At 54.1% G+C, this 13,222-nt stretch carries 12 protein-coding genes; 11 read left to right on the forward strand and 1 reads right to left on the reverse strand.

Going from position 1 to position 13,222, the window contains the following annotated elements; translation table 11 throughout:
• Window positions 1-109 precede the first annotated feature (109 nt).
• Genes def through CKX93_RS04850 form a run of 9 tightly spaced genes read left to right on the forward strand, consistent with a single transcriptional unit; the run spans window position 110 to window position 9,685 of the window.
• Window positions 110-670 (forward strand): peptide deformylase, encoded by a 561-nt coding sequence (gene def, locus CKX93_RS04810; RefSeq protein WP_076755551.1) that lies wholly within the window; start codon window positions 110-112, stop codon window positions 668-670.
• Window positions 670-1,608: a methionyl-tRNA formyltransferase gene (fmt, locus tag CKX93_RS04815; RefSeq protein WP_076755552.1), complete on the forward strand. Its 939-nt coding sequence runs from the start codon at window positions 670-672 to the stop codon at window positions 1,606-1,608. The genes def and fmt overlap by 1 nt, the downstream gene beginning before the upstream one ends.
• Window positions 1,605-2,903, forward strand: coding sequence for a 16S rRNA (cytosine(967)-C(5))-methyltransferase RsmB (gene rsmB, locus CKX93_RS04820; protein WP_076755553.1), 1,299 nt, complete (start codon window positions 1,605-1,607; stop codon window positions 2,901-2,903). Before fmt ends, rsmB begins: the two co-directional genes overlap by 4 nt.
• Complete coding sequence (locus tag CKX93_RS04825) at window positions 2,900-3,484, forward strand: DUF4390 domain-containing protein (protein ID WP_234982813.1); 585 nt, start codon at window positions 2,900-2,902, stop codon at window positions 3,482-3,484. The genes rsmB and CKX93_RS04825 overlap by 4 nt, the downstream gene beginning before the upstream one ends.
• Entirely contained in the window at window positions 3,469-5,673 is a 2,205-nt protein-coding gene (locus CKX93_RS04830) for an ATP-binding protein (protein WP_076755555.1), read from the forward strand. Before CKX93_RS04825 ends, CKX93_RS04830 begins: the two co-directional genes overlap by 16 nt.
• Window positions 5,670-7,043, forward strand: a complete 1,374-nt coding sequence (locus CKX93_RS04835; RefSeq protein WP_076755556.1) for a sigma-54-dependent transcriptional regulator — start codon at window positions 5,670-5,672, stop codon at window positions 7,041-7,043. The genes CKX93_RS04830 and CKX93_RS04835 overlap by 4 nt, the downstream gene beginning before the upstream one ends.
• A 3-nt stretch (window positions 7,044-7,046) precedes the next feature.
• On the forward strand, window positions 7,047-8,420 hold the full coding sequence (trkA, locus tag CKX93_RS04840) for a Trk system potassium transporter TrkA (protein ID WP_076755557.1): 1,374 nt from the start codon (window positions 7,047-7,049) through the stop codon (window positions 8,418-8,420).
• Window positions 8,421-8,433: 13 nt separating this feature from the next.
• On the forward strand, window positions 8,434-8,775 hold the full coding sequence (locus CKX93_RS04845) for a tetratricopeptide repeat protein (protein ID WP_076755558.1): 342 nt from the start codon (window positions 8,434-8,436) through the stop codon (window positions 8,773-8,775).
• Window positions 8,768-9,685 carry an LpxL/LpxP family acyltransferase gene (locus tag CKX93_RS04850; protein WP_076755559.1) on the forward strand — a complete coding sequence of 306 codons (918 nt, stop codon included), beginning with the start codon at window positions 8,768-8,770 and terminating at the stop codon, window positions 9,683-9,685. The genes CKX93_RS04845 and CKX93_RS04850 overlap by 8 nt, the downstream gene beginning before the upstream one ends.
• Window positions 9,686-9,694: 9 nt before the next feature.
• Here CKX93_RS04850 and nadA read toward each other — a convergent pair whose 3' ends face one another.
• A complete protein-coding gene (nadA, locus tag CKX93_RS04855) occupies window positions 9,695-10,774 on the reverse strand; it encodes a quinolinate synthase NadA (protein WP_076755560.1) in 1,080 nt (359 codons plus the stop codon).
• An 89-nt stretch (window positions 10,775-10,863) separates the two neighbouring features.
• On the opposite strand from nadA, the gene CKX93_RS04860 reads away from it, so the two are divergent.
• Complete coding sequence (locus CKX93_RS04860; protein ID WP_076755561.1) at window positions 10,864-11,388, forward strand: protein disulfide oxidoreductase; 525 nt, start codon at window positions 10,864-10,866, stop codon at window positions 11,386-11,388.
• Window positions 11,389-11,399: 11 nt separating this feature from the next.
• Window positions 11,400-13,211, forward strand: a complete 1,812-nt coding sequence (locus tag CKX93_RS04865) for an AMP-dependent synthetase/ligase (RefSeq protein ID WP_076755562.1) — start codon at window positions 11,400-11,402, stop codon at window positions 13,209-13,211.
• Window positions 13,212-13,222: the final 11 nt, after the last annotated feature.

A 13,222-nucleotide genomic window follows, 5' to 3' on the forward strand; every position in this document is an offset into this window, starting at 1 on the left:
GCGCGCATCCTTTTGGCAAGCAAGCTAGAATAAGGCCCATGAAAGCACAGGCGTCTCTGCTCTGCAGGGGCTTTGTGGGTTACCTAGGTTAATTTTCGGATCAACGGTCATGGCACAGCTTGATATTCTTGTTTTTCCCGACTCGCGCTTACGTCAGCGTGCGCAAGAGGTAGCGACGGTGGATGCCGCTATTCGCCAGCTGGTCGATGACATGTTCGAGACTATGTATGCGGCAGACGGTATCGGTCTGGCAGCAACTCAGGTCAATGATCATCGCCGCGTGGTGGTGATGGATGTGGCTGACCCCGAGACAGAGGAGCGCTCAGGGCAAGGCAGACGCCCGATGGTGTTCATCAATCCTGAAATTATTGACAGTGATGGACGGGTGGATTCCGAGGAAGGTTGCTTATCCATTCCCGGATTTTACGAATCAGTGCCCCGAGCCCAGCGGATTAAGGTAAAAGCACTGGATCGCGACGGTAAGCTATTCGAACTGGATGCTGAGGGCTTGCTGGCCGTGTGTATCCAACACGAGATTGATCATCTTGATGGACGTCTGTTTGTCGACTATCTCTCAACCTTAAAGCGTGATCGTATCCGCAAAAAACTCGAGAAAAAGTCGCGTCAGGATCAGGGTGTTCAGCCGCGAGGGCAACGCGAGGTCGTCTGATGCGAGTGGTTTTTGCCGGTACGCCGGAATTTGCCGTACCGGCGCTACAGGCGCTGATTGATGCGGACAATCGAGTGGTCGCGGTGTATACCCAGCCGGATCGTCCGGCCGGTCGAGGGCGCAAACTTCAGGCCAGCCCGGTCAAACAGACAGCTTTGCGGGCTGGCATACCGGTTGAGCAGCCTCCTCATTTCAAAGATCCAGAAGCATTAGCCCGGCTTGCCGAATATCAGCCTGATTTAATGGTGGTTGCGGCCTACGGGTTATTGCTCCCGCAAACCCTCCTCGATATTCCTCGCTTCGGTTGTATCAATATTCATGCTTCACTGTTGCCCCGTTGGCGGGGAGCGGCTCCCATACAGCGGGCTTTGTTGGCTGGAGACGCGCAAACAGGCATCAGCCTGATGCAAATGGAGGCAGGCTTGGACACCGGTCCGGTTTTAAGGACACAGGCCTGTGCCATAGAAGCTTCGGATACTGCGCAAAGTTTGCATGATCGTCTCGCTGCCATCGGCGCTGACGTTTTATTACAGGGAATTGAGGATTTGCAGCAAGGTCGCTTCCAGGCAAAGCCGCAGGATGAAGCCTTAGCAACCTATGCAAAAAAACTCACCAAAGCGGAAGCTGAAATCGATTGGACGGAGTCGGCGATTCAGCTGGATCGGCGTGTGCGCGCGTACAATCCATGGCCGGTCGCCTACACGACCTGTCAAGGTCATACAGTCAGACTTTGGGAGTCGGCGGTGCAGGATCAGTCAGCGGCGTCACCCGTGTCGCCCGGACTGGTATTGGCGGAGTCAGCCCAAGGTATTGATGTGGCCACAGGGGCCAGTATTCTACGTATCATGCGCCTGCAGTGGGCGGGTAGTAAGGCGCTATCCGCAGCGGAGTTCTTGGCAGGTCGCTCTTTACTGGGTCAACGGCTCGGTCAGCCATGAATGTGCGCCTCGTAGTCGTGCGTTTGCTGCAGCGAGTGCTTGCCGAGGGTGTCTCGCTCAGTGATGCTTTACCGCATGCTCAGTCACAGGTTGTTGAGAAGGACCAGGCGCGTGTCCAAGCGCTGAGTTTTGGGGTGATTCGTTGGCACTATCGACTGCAGGCCATCTTGAATCAATGCCTGCAAAAGCCTTTGAAAAAGAAAGATCAGGACATTATCAGCGCATTGGAGTTGGGCTTGTACGAGTTGCTGGCTGGGCAGTCCCCAGCGTATGCCGTGATTCAACAAACCGCCGAATTGGCCAGAGTGCTTAAAAAACCATGGGCAGTGAAGTTGATCAATGGTGTGTTGCGCCATATACAACGCCATGGTGCAGAGCTGCAGGCGCAAGCAGACCAAGATGAAGCCAGTCGTCATGCGCTACCCGATTGGCTTTATCGGCGTTTAGCCAAGGCTTATGCAGGCAACTTAAACGAAGTTCTTGAGGCGATTAACGCCCATCCGCCCATGACGCTTAGGGTCAATCTCGATCGTTTGAGTCGCCAGGACTATCAGTCAAAACTGACTGAGCTGGGGATGCATTGCTCGGCTCATCCTTGTGTGGCGTCTGCCATCGTTCTATCGCAACCGGTGGATGTGTCTTTACTGCCTGGGTTTGCCGAAGGTTGGGTGTCGGTGCAGGACGCCGCAGCGCAATTGGCCGCCACCTTTTTGGCGCCGAAGCCCGGCCACAGGCTGTTGGACGCCTGCGCCGCGCCTGGAGGTAAAACCCTGCACTTATTGGAGCACACCCATGGCAAATGTGATCTGTTGGCCTTGGACAATGACCCGCAGCGATTGCTGCGGGTCGGCGAAAACTTGAGTCGTGAGCAATATCAGGCCACGCTGCTCGCCGCAGATGCAGGAGATCCTACAAGCTGGTTCAATGGCCAGTGCTTTGATCGTATCTTGTTGGATGCGCCTTGTTCGGGAACCGGCGTTTTGCGTCGCCACCCCGATATCAAAATTTTGCGCCGTGATTCGGATGTTGCTCCGCTCGCGGCGCAACAGCAGCGCCTTTTGGAGGTGCTCTGGCCCCTGCTGGCTCCTGGGGGTATGCTTTTGTACGTCACATGTTCTTTATTACCGGAAGAAAACGTCATGCAGGTAGAACGATTTCTCCGCAGCGAGCCCTCTGCCCAGTTGATGGCTCTTCCCCTTGATTGGCAGCGCCCAAATAGTATCGGGCGACAAATCCAGATAGGTGAGAATGACATGGACGGTTTTTATTATGCTCGGATGCAAAAGTGCCCATGAGCGCAATGTCCTCAAGGCTTTACGTCGCCGAGCTGACAGGCTTGCTGCTGATCATGTTGCTGACTTCGTCAGCGCTACAAACCGTTCGTGCTGAGCCGAGCTTTGATGTGCGTTACGCACAAATCGAGCGGGTCAGTGATGTCTTTTACCTCAATGCAGAACTGCAGTACCAGCTGGGCGAAAATCTGCTGGAGGCATTACATAATGGGGTCAAACTGGGGTTTGAAGTTCAAATAGAGATTTTGCGCGAGCGTCGCTGGCGCTGGGATCGCAGCGAAGCAGAAATTTCGCAACGTTATCGCTTGGAATTCCACGCCCTGAGTCAACTGTACGTTTTGACACACATGAACACCGGCGTGCAGCGCGCTTTCTATCGCTTGGGTTCAGCATTGCAGGCCATGGGCGATATAAAGGCATTACCGCTTTTGGATGCTGCGCTAATTGATGATCAAGAAGCGCACTATTTGCGCATGCGCAGCTTATTAAGAGTTGATGAGTTACCGCTGCCGCTGCGCATGCGTGGCTATATCGCGCGGGAGTGGCGTCCGGGGAGTGATTGGTACCAATGGCCACTGCCCTGATGATTACCAGCAGGGGCTTAGCGCCCATGTTGACGATCTTTCTGATGTTGCTGGCATCGCTGGTCATCATGAGCAATGCCGCTCAGAACTCAGAGCATTTTGAGCGCTTTTATGTTTGGTTGCTGTTGTTCAACGCCTTAGCCTTGATCGCGCTGGCTGGGGTAATCGGCTATCGCTTATTCAAAGTCGTTCGGGCTGTCATGCGGCATGCCCCCGGGTCTCGACTCACGGCCAAGCTGGTGGCCTTGTTCGTGGCGCTGTCGATGGTCCCCGTGCTTATCGTTTTTTACTTTTCCATCACTTTCATAGACCGTGGCATTGATAGCTGGTTTGACGTACGGGTGGAAAAGGCCTTGGAGGATGCTTTGGAATTGGCCCGCACTTCCCTAGATACCCGAGTGCGCCAACATAGTCGCCAGACGGAGAACATGGCTAGTGAGTTAATCGATGTCTCAGAATCCATAGCGGTCCTAAGATTGGGCGATTTACGTGATCAGTCACAGGCGCGGGAGCTCGCTCTGTTTGGCGATAATAATCGCATTGTGGCTTTTAGCAGTGGTGAGTCTTTGCAACGACTGCCACAGTTACCTGCTGGCGAAGTTTTGTTGGTTTTATCTCAAGGCAACACCTATGCGGCGTTGGAGCCTGTGCAAGAAGATGGCTTACATGTGCGGGTCTTAGTGCCAGTGCCCTCGCGAGATCTCGCCGGCTCAAACTACATCCTGCAAGCCATATTTCCCGTGGCACCGAGGCTCGGTTTACTCGCTGATAGCGTGCAAGATGCCTTTGCGGAATACAAAGCTTTCGCTTATTTGCGAGCGCCGTTGAAACAGAGTTTTAGCATCACGCTGGTGCTGGCCATGTTGGTTAGCGTGCTCGCTGCTCTCTGGGCAGCCCTTTATTCCGCTAACAGGCTGGTTCAGCCGATCCAAGAATTAGCGGAAGGTACGCGAGCCGTGGCTGCCGGGGAGTACCACAAAAAGCTGCCCGTGACACAAAATGACGAGCTGGGCTTTCTGGTTCGATCATTCAACACTATGACCGCGACGCTTGCTGCTACCCGTGATGAGGCGGAGCGAAGCCGTTTATTGGCAGAGAGTCAACGTTTGTACCTACAGGCTGTGCTGCAAAATCTCTCTTCCGGGGTGATCACCTTGGACAGGGATTTGAATTTACGCACGGCCAATGCAGCGGCATCACAGATTTTGGATTGCGATCTGCAAGCGGAGTTGGGTCGATCACTGGATGCTGTAGCCACTGATCATCCGATGATGCGCCGCATTTACCAAGCCTTGGAGGCGCAGCCTCAGGGTGCTAAGTCAGACTGGCATGAACAAATCACGGCCTTTGGCAGTGGTGGGCGCCGGGTTTTGATGTGTCATGGTGTTTGGCTTGAGCATCAAGAGGCGTCGGCTGGCGGCCCAGTGTTGGTCTTTGACGACATTACGGCCTTGCTGCAAGCCCAGCGTGATGCCGCCTGGGGTGAAGTGGCGCGGCGCCTAGCTCATGAGATAAAAAACCCATTGACCCCCATACAGTTATCGGCGGAGAGACTAGAGCACAAGTTGCGGGGACATCTGCCCGAGCAGGAAGCCGAGCTTTTGGGGCGCGGGACGCGCACGATTATCCAACAGGTTGAGGCGATGAAAACCATGGTGAATGCTTTTGGCGAGTATGCCCGCTCGCCGCAGCCGGAAATCACAGATCTCGACTTGAACCAATTGGTTCGGGAAGTCGTGGAGCTCTATCGCCACACAGAGCAAAAAGTCCGTTTGGAGGTCGAGCTGTTTTCCGGGTTGCCGGCTATTCGTGCGGATGCTGGTCGACTCCGCCAGGTTCTGCATAATTTGATCAAAAATGGGCTAGAGGCGCTGGATGGTCATGCCGATGCGCGGCTTAAGGTGAGCACCGCTTTTGCTGAGGATTCAGGACGTGGCCAGATCTTAGTTCGGGTCAGCGACAATGGTCCCGGTCTGAATGAGGAAATGCTGATTCATTTATTTGAGCCTTATGTCACCAGTAAGCCGCGTGGCACGGGTTTGGGTTTGGCGATTGTGAAGAAGATCGTGGAAGAACATAACGGTATGGTGTTTGCGGAAAACATTCCGGCTGGCGGTGCCCAAGTCACCTTGATTTTGCCTTTAACAGCCGCGCATGGCATCACCTCAGAGTCTCGGGAGGCTTCATGAGTAACGGCTGGATCTTGGTGGTTGATGATGAACCTGACATCCGCGCCTTAGTCTCAGAAATTTTGGTTGATGAGGGCTTCGAGGTTGAGGTGGCGGGCACCGTGGAAGAGGCCCAGCTCCAGCGTCGCAGACGGCGCTTTGATTTGGTGTTGTTGGATATTTGGATGCCGGATGGAGATGGCATTAGCTTGCTGAAAGATTGGGCTGAACAGGGAATGGCGTATTGCCCGGTGATCATGATGTCTGGTCACGGCACGGTGGAAAGCGCCGTTGAGGCGACCCGCCTGGGTGCTTATGATTTTCTCGAGAAGCCATTATCGATAGCGAAACTCACGCTAACCGTGACGCGAGCTTTGGAAGCAGAACGTTTGTCTCGCGAGAATATTGGCCTGAAACGTAAGCTTGCCAGAGCAGTTTATCCTGAAGGCTCGAGCCTCATGATGGGCCAATTACGCGAGCAGGTCGATCGCATCGCTCAGCATGATACTTGGGTCCTGATACTCGGAGAGCAGGGTGTTGGGAAACAAACCTTTGCCCGATATATCCATGACCACAGCAGTCGCGCTGAGGGGCCATTTATCGAAGTGCCGGTGAGTGCCATGACGGCGGCAGAGGCAGCCGCAGAGATTTTTGGATTGGAGCAAGGCCCGCGGGTGCGCTATGGCCTATTGGAGCAAGCCGATGGTGGCACGCTGTTTTTGGATGAAGTGTCACATATGGACCTGCAAACCCAAGGTCGGCTTTTAACCGCGCTAGAGAGTCAACGCCTGACCCGTGTCGGTGGCACCGAGTCGCTTGGCATCGATGTACGGATTGTTGCCTCCACTCAAGAGGACTTGCGCGTGCGCGTCACCGAGGGCCAGTTTCGCGACGATTTTTACTATCGATTGAGCGTGGTTCCGCTGCGCGTTCCGCCGTTGCGCGAGCATGCTGAGGATATACCGGATTTGCTGCTTCATTATGTGGATCTGCTGAATCAACAGGAAGGGTTGCCTAAACGCAGCTTCAGCCAAGAGGCATGTGAGCGGCTCAGTGTCTATCCATGGCCTGGCAATGTTCACGAGTTGCGCAACTTGGTGCAGCGGTTGCTGATTTTGGGCAATACTCCGGAAGTGACCTTGACCGAAGTGGAGGCTGCTTTGGGCGCGCAACCTTTGGCTTTGATTCAGTCTTCTGGGCAAGCAGCAATGGATCTGACATTACCTTTGCGTGAAGCCAGAGAACAATTTGAGCGCGAGTATTTCAGCCAGCAGCTGGGCCACGTGGATGGCAGCATGACGCGCCTGGCTGAGCGAGTGGGATTAGAGCGCACCCATGTTTATCGGAAGCTACGGGCCTTGGGCCTTGAACCCAAAAAAACTCGGGACTGACGGATGAAAATACTGATTTTGGGAGCGGGCCAGGTTGGCAGTAGCGTGGCTCAGAATTTGGCCAGTGAAGCCAATGACATTACTGTGGTTGACACGCGTGAAGATGTTCTGAGAGCGCTTCAGGATCGCATGGATATCCGCACTATTACGGGTATGGCCTCGCATCCTGAGGTACTGCAGGCAGCAGGTGCCCAAGATGCTGACATGCTGATCGCCGTGACGAACTCGGATGAAACCAACATGGTTGCCTGTCAGGTCGCCTATACCGTATTTAAGACGCCGCTTCGCATCGCCCGTGTGCGTGCACCGGAGTACCTTGGCTACACGGAACTATTCGACAACAAAGCCCTACCTATTCAAGCCTTGATTAGCCCTGAGCGTGTTGTCACTAATTACATCCAGCGATTGATAGAACACCCTGGATCTTTGCAGGTATTGGATTTTGCCGATGGTCGAGTCTCTTTAGTAGCCGTTAAAGCCTATTATGGCGGCCCCTTGGTAGGTCATGAGCTGCGCCAATTGACGGAACATATGCCGGGAATTCAGACACGTGTGGCGGCTATTTTTCGCCGAGATAAGCCCATATATCCTGAGGGACATACGGTGATTGAGGCGGATGATGAGGTGTTCTTCATCGCGGCGCGCAAAAACATTCGCGCTGTCACCAGCGAGTTGCGCAAGGCCGAAAAGCCTTACCGGCGTTTGATTATCGCTGGCGGCGGCAATATTGGTAAAAGGCTGGCCATGGCTTTGGGTCCCCATTTTTCGGTTAAGCTCATCGAGCGCAGTCGAGATCGTGCAGAGAATTTAGCCAGCGAACTGGACCATGTGGTGGTGTTGCACGGCGATGCCGCTGACCATGAGTTGCTCATTGAGGAAAACATCGAGAACACGGATGTCTTTGTTTCCGTGACCAATGATGATGAGGCCAATATCCTCTCTGCTATGTTAGCCAAGCGCCTGGGTGCACGCACGGTGATGTCTTTGATCAACCGCCCCAGCTATGTTGAGCTGGTACAAAGTGGCGTTATCGACATCGCAATCTCCCCACAGCAAGTCACGATTGGTGCTTTGCTCACCCATGTGCGCAGGGGTGATGTGGTTGCCGTTCACAGCTTGCGACGCGGTGCTGCCGAGGCCATCGAAGCGGTGGCTCATGGCGATAACAAGACCTCCAAAGTGGTCGGTCGGCGCGTCGAGGAAATCGCCCTGCCCAAGGGCTGCACGCTAGCCGCGCTGGTGCGGGGTGATGATGTGATCATCGCCCACCGTGATACTTTAGTGGAGGCAGAGGATCATGTGATTCTCTTCCTGACGGATAAACGTCGCGTCAGTGAAATTGAAAAGCTATTTCAGGTGGGCGCGACCTTTTTATAGGAGGTGATCCCCCGTGAATCCAATCGATCGCTTTAAGGCTATGCTGGAAGCGGGCCAAGACAATGCCCTGCTTCGCTTAACCCTCGGCAATGCTTATTTAGCGCAAGGCCAGGCGGCCGATGCGGTCCTGCATTTGCGGGCCGCGGTTACTCAGGATCCCCATTACTCAGCAGCATGGAAAGCCTTGGGTAAAGCCTTGGAGGACACACAGGCCCTTGCGGATGCCAGCGATGCTTATGCTCAGGGGGTGGCGGTTGCTCAACAGCGTGGGGATTTGCAGGCGGCGCGCGAGATGCAAGTGTTTCATAAGCGCGTGTTAAAAAAACTTGAGCAGGAACCGCCCACGAATGCCTGATGCGGAGCCTCTGCCACGCTCATTGCTGCATCCCCGGCACTGGCCAACTTGGCTGGGTGTTGGCTTGTTGCGCGTCAGCTTGTATTTACCGCGCTCGCTGCGCCTACTGATGGGCCGCGGATTGGGCCGATTGCTGTGGCATGCATCATCTCGTCGTCAACACATCGCCGCCACCAATTTGCAATGGTGTTTTCCTGAGTGGAACGAGGCGCAACGGACGCAGGTCTTAAGGGCGCATTTTCGTGTTATGGGGCAATGTTTCATTGATTACCCTTTGCTCTGGTTTGGCAGTGCGCCTGAGCATCAGCGCTGCATAAAGATTATCGATGAGGCTGGGATCTTGCAGAGAGATGTCCCGCGGCCTGTGATTATCTGTGCCGGGCATGCGCCAGCGTTGGATTTCGGTGGTTTGCGTCTCAGCCAGGAATTGGGTGGTGTGTCTTTCGCCAAACCCATGAAAAATCCCGTGGTGGAGTGGATTAATACTCGCAGTCGGTGCCAGTATGGAGCGCTGGTTTATGCCCGCAAGCAAGGCTTGCGTCCTGTTTTGCGGGCGATCCGTGAGGGGCGGGATTTCTATTATTTAGCCGATGAAGATCTGGGCCCACAAAACACGATCTTTGCACCATTTTTTGGGATAAAAAAAGCCACCGTGCCGGCTTTGGGGCGCTTGGCGCAAATGAGTGTCGCCAAGGTGATTCCAGCAATGGGCATTTATGACGTGGATAAAGACCAATATGCATTGGTATTAGCCGAGCCGTTAGCGGACTTCCCTGAGGGCGAAGAAATGACGGATACCATAAAAATGAATCAGGCTTTAGAAGTCTTAATTCGACGCTATCCCGAACAATATCTGTGGACACAGAAACTCTTTAAGACGCGTCCCGAAGGGGAAACACCGCCGTATTAGGTCTCGTTTTCAGGCATCGCCGCAGCCTAAGACCGGTGTTTGATGCGCGCGGGCAAAATCCAGCATGCGTTGGGTGGATTTGAGCGCGCCCAGACGCAAGCTTTCCTCGACATGAATTTCATTAGCACCGGATTCGAGGGTTTGCAAAAGATTATGCAAGGAGTTCATCGCCATCCAGGGACAGTGGGCACAGCTGCGACAGGTGGCGCTGTGCCCACCGGTAGGGGCTTCAATAAACCTTTTTTCGGGCGCGGCTTGGCGCATTTTGTAGAAGATGCCGCTATCGGTTGCGACGATAAACTTAGGATGGGGAAGTGATGCAGCAGCTTTAATCAGTTGGCTGGTGGATCCCACCGCATCGGCGAGATCGATGACGCTGGCAGGTGATTCGGGATGTACCAAGATGCCAGCCTCCGGATGCTGCTGTTTGAGATCCAGTAAGGCTTGGGTACGAAATTCATCATGCACTATACAACTGGCGTCCCAAAGCAGCATGTCGGCGCCGGTTTTTTTGCGGATGTAAGCACCTAGGTGACGATCCGGTGCCCAAAGAACTTTCTCACCGCGACGGTGCAAATGCTCAATGAGATCCACGGCAATACTGGAGGTAACCACATAATCTGCGCGCGCTTTTACCGCCGCTGAGGTATTGGCATAAACCACCACAGTGTAATCAGGATGGGCATCACAAAAGGCAGCAAACTCATCAGCCGGACAGCCCAGATCAAGAGAACATTCGGCTTCAAGAGTGGGCATTAACACGCGTTTTTCCGGGCTAAGAATTTTGGCGGTTTCCCCCATAAAGCGCACCCCAGCCACCACCAGTGTGGATGCTGAGTGCTCTTTGCCAAAGCGTGCCATGTCCAGTGAGTCAGACACGCAGCCACCGGTTTCTTCGGCCAGGCGTTGCAAATCCTCGTGTACGTAGTAGTGTGCAACCAAGGCGGCATCTTCTTGGAGCAAAAGCTGCTTAATGCGTGCCAGCATCTCCTCCCGCTCAGCTTTATCCAGTGACGGGATTTGTGCCTCGACCCACGCGGTGCGCGGGCCCTGTAATGGCCGCAAGGGTGTTTCAGCAGTGACGGTCATGGGCAATGATTCTCGACTATGATCGGATGACTGAGAACTGAATCTGGGGTCAACAAGGCGTAAAACCAAGACCGGAGAAGAAGTACATCATGCAACAGGCTAAGCCTCAAACACCAGCCAAAGCTTGGTGGCGTACCGTGCGCAACCTATTGGTTATTCTGCTGATCTTTTTGGTGATGAAGGCATTTTTGCAGCGGCAGATGGTCTCGGGTGAGGCTCCGGAGTTCTATGGCTTGCTCCTGGATGGTGCACCCGTGACGCTGGTTGATTATCAAGGACAACCGGTACTTCTGCATTTTTGGGCCACGTGGTGTCGTATTTGCCGCCTTGAGCAAAATAGTATTGAGGCCATTAGTCAGGATTGGCCTGTGCTCACGGTGGCGATGCAATCGGGGAATGCCCAAGAGCTACAGTTTTATATGGATGAGCACGGACTCACGCACTCGGTTGTTGTAGATCCAACAGGGGCCTTGGCGGCGCAGTTTGGGGTTTTTGCCGTACCGGCGACGTTTATTATCGATGCCGAGGGGAATATTCGTTTTCGGGAGCGTGGTTATACGACAGCTTGGGGGCTGCGCGCGCGGCTACTGGCGGCCCGATGGTTATCTGGTTAAGGAGTGAAGCAATGACAGCACACGCACAAGTCATACCGCCTCATACCTGTCAGACGTTGGCTGGACTATTTCATCTGCGGGTACAGCAAAGCCCTGACAGCCAAGCGTATTTGCAGTTTGATAGCGAAAAACAAGAATGGTGTAGTTACCCATGGAGCGAAGTGGCTGGGCAAGTGGCTCGCTGGCAGGCCGCCCTCAAACGGGAGGGATTTGTCCCTGGGGATCGAGTGGCTGTGATGCTACGCAATTGCATGGAATGGGTGATCTTTGATCAGGCCTGCTTGGGCTTGGGGTTAGTGACCGTTCCCCTTTACACCGATGATCGGCCTGACAATATCGCTTACATCGTGGCTGATTGCGGTGCCCGTTTGTTACTGATCGGCGGGCCCGCTCAGTGGCGACGTTTGGCGGGCGTGGCTGAACAGATGCCCAGCTTAAAGCGTATCGTATCCCTGAATACATTTGACGAAGTCCAGCCTCAGAACGATGAACGTTTGACTGATTTTGATCATTGGGCTGTCGATGCAGAAGCGGAGGTACAAAGTGATGTTAGTAAGCCCGAAGATTTGGCCACTATCGTTTACACCTCAGGCACTACCGGTCGACCTAAGGGTGTAATGCTAAGCCACGATAATATTTTGCAAAATGCGTTTGCCGCTCAGCAGTGCGCACCCATGGGGTCTGATGATTTGTTTCTCTCATTTTTGCCTTTGTCACATACCTTGGAGCGGACAGCAGGTTGTTATATGCCCATGATGGTGGGTGCGCGCGTGGCTTTCGCGCGGTCTATTCAGGGACTGGCAGAAGATTTACTGTACCTGCGACCGACTATCCTGATATCAGTGCCGCGCATCTATGAGCGCATCTACGGGCGCATTAAGGCGGGACTCAAAGAAAAATCGGCTTTTGCGCGTTTTTTGTTTCAGTCGACGGTGCGTGTGGGCTGGCGGCGTTTTGAATATCAGCAAAAGCGTGCCTCATGGCATCCCCAGTTACTTTTATGGCCATTGCTGGAACGCCTAGTGGCCACCAAGGTGAAGCAGCGTCTGGGTGGGCGACTGCGTATTGCCGTCTGCGGTGGAGCGCCCCTGCCGCCTGCCATTGCTGAGTTTTTTATCGGCCTAGGTTTGCCGGTGTACCACGGCTTTGGCATGACGGAAGCCAGCCCGGTGGTCAGCGTCAACCGCCCCGAGGACAATCTTCCCGCCAGTGTTGGCACTGTGTTGTCCGGGGTTGAGGTGCGCATTGGTGAGAATGATGAGTTGTTGGTGCGCGGACCCACTGTGATGCAGGGCTACTGGAATAATGAGGAAGCCACAGCAGCGGCCATCGATGCAGAGGGTTGGCTGCACAGTGGAGATCAGGCCCGTATTGATGATCAGGGCCATATTTTTATTATCGGACGTATCAAAGAAATTCTCGTGCTAGCCAATGGTGAAAAAGTCCCGCCCAACGACATGGAGATGGCCATTGCCATGGATCCGTTGTTTGATCAGGCATTGGTCTTAGGTGAGGGCAAGGCCTATCTTTCAGCATTGCTGGTTCTTAATCTTGAGGAGTGGAGAAGTTTGGCCTCCAGTTTGGATATAAGCCCCAATGATGCCGCTGAATTGCATCAGAGTGCTGTCGAAAAGGCCCTGAGAAAGCGCGTTGCTGCGCAATTGGGGGCCTTCCCCGGATATGCTCAGATACGACGTTTGCGGGCCACGCTGGAGCCTTGGGATGTGGAGAATGGCATGCTTACCCCAACGATGAAGCTTAAGCGCTCAGTGATTTTGGATCACCACAAAAATCTTGTTGAGGAGCTCTACGAGTCGGATTGAGAGGTTACTCA

Source organism: Ectothiorhodosinus mongolicus (assembly GCF_022406875.1).
GTDB classification, from domain to species: Bacteria; Pseudomonadota; Gammaproteobacteria; order Ectothiorhodospirales; family Ectothiorhodospiraceae; genus Ectothiorhodospira; species Ectothiorhodospira mongolica.

Excerpts from the sequence above, each read along its gene's own strand:
- trkA (WP_076755557.1), top strand. The coding sequence starts at position 7,047 with ATGAAAATACTGATTTTGGGAGCGGGCCAGGTTGGCAGTAGCGTGGCT.
- CKX93_RS04830 (WP_076755555.1), top strand. The coding sequence starts at position 3,469 with ATGGCCACTGCCCTGATGATTACCAGCAGGGGCTTAGCGCCCATGTTG.
- nadA (WP_076755560.1), bottom strand. The coding sequence starts at position 10,774 with ATGACCGTCACTGCTGAAACACCCTTGCGGCCATTACAGGGCCCGCGC.
- CKX93_RS04825 (WP_234982813.1), top strand. The coding sequence starts at position 2,900 with ATGAGCGCAATGTCCTCAAGGCTTTACGTCGCCGAGCTGACAGGCTTG.
- CKX93_RS04835 (WP_076755556.1), top strand. The coding sequence starts at position 5,670 with ATGAGTAACGGCTGGATCTTGGTGGTTGATGATGAACCTGACATCCGC.
- CKX93_RS04860 (WP_076755561.1), top strand. The coding sequence starts at position 10,864 with ATGCAACAGGCTAAGCCTCAAACACCAGCCAAAGCTTGGTGGCGTACC.
- CKX93_RS04865 (WP_076755562.1), top strand. The coding sequence starts at position 11,400 with ATGACAGCACACGCACAAGTCATACCGCCTCATACCTGTCAGACGTTG.
- CKX93_RS04850 (WP_076755559.1), top strand. The coding sequence starts at position 8,768 with ATGCCTGATGCGGAGCCTCTGCCACGCTCATTGCTGCATCCCCGGCAC.
- def (WP_076755551.1), top strand. The coding sequence starts at position 110 with ATGGCACAGCTTGATATTCTTGTTTTTCCCGACTCGCGCTTACGTCAG.
- rsmB (WP_076755553.1), top strand. The coding sequence starts at position 1,605 with ATGAATGTGCGCCTCGTAGTCGTGCGTTTGCTGCAGCGAGTGCTTGCC.
- fmt (WP_076755552.1), top strand. The coding sequence starts at position 670 with ATGCGAGTGGTTTTTGCCGGTACGCCGGAATTTGCCGTACCGGCGCTA.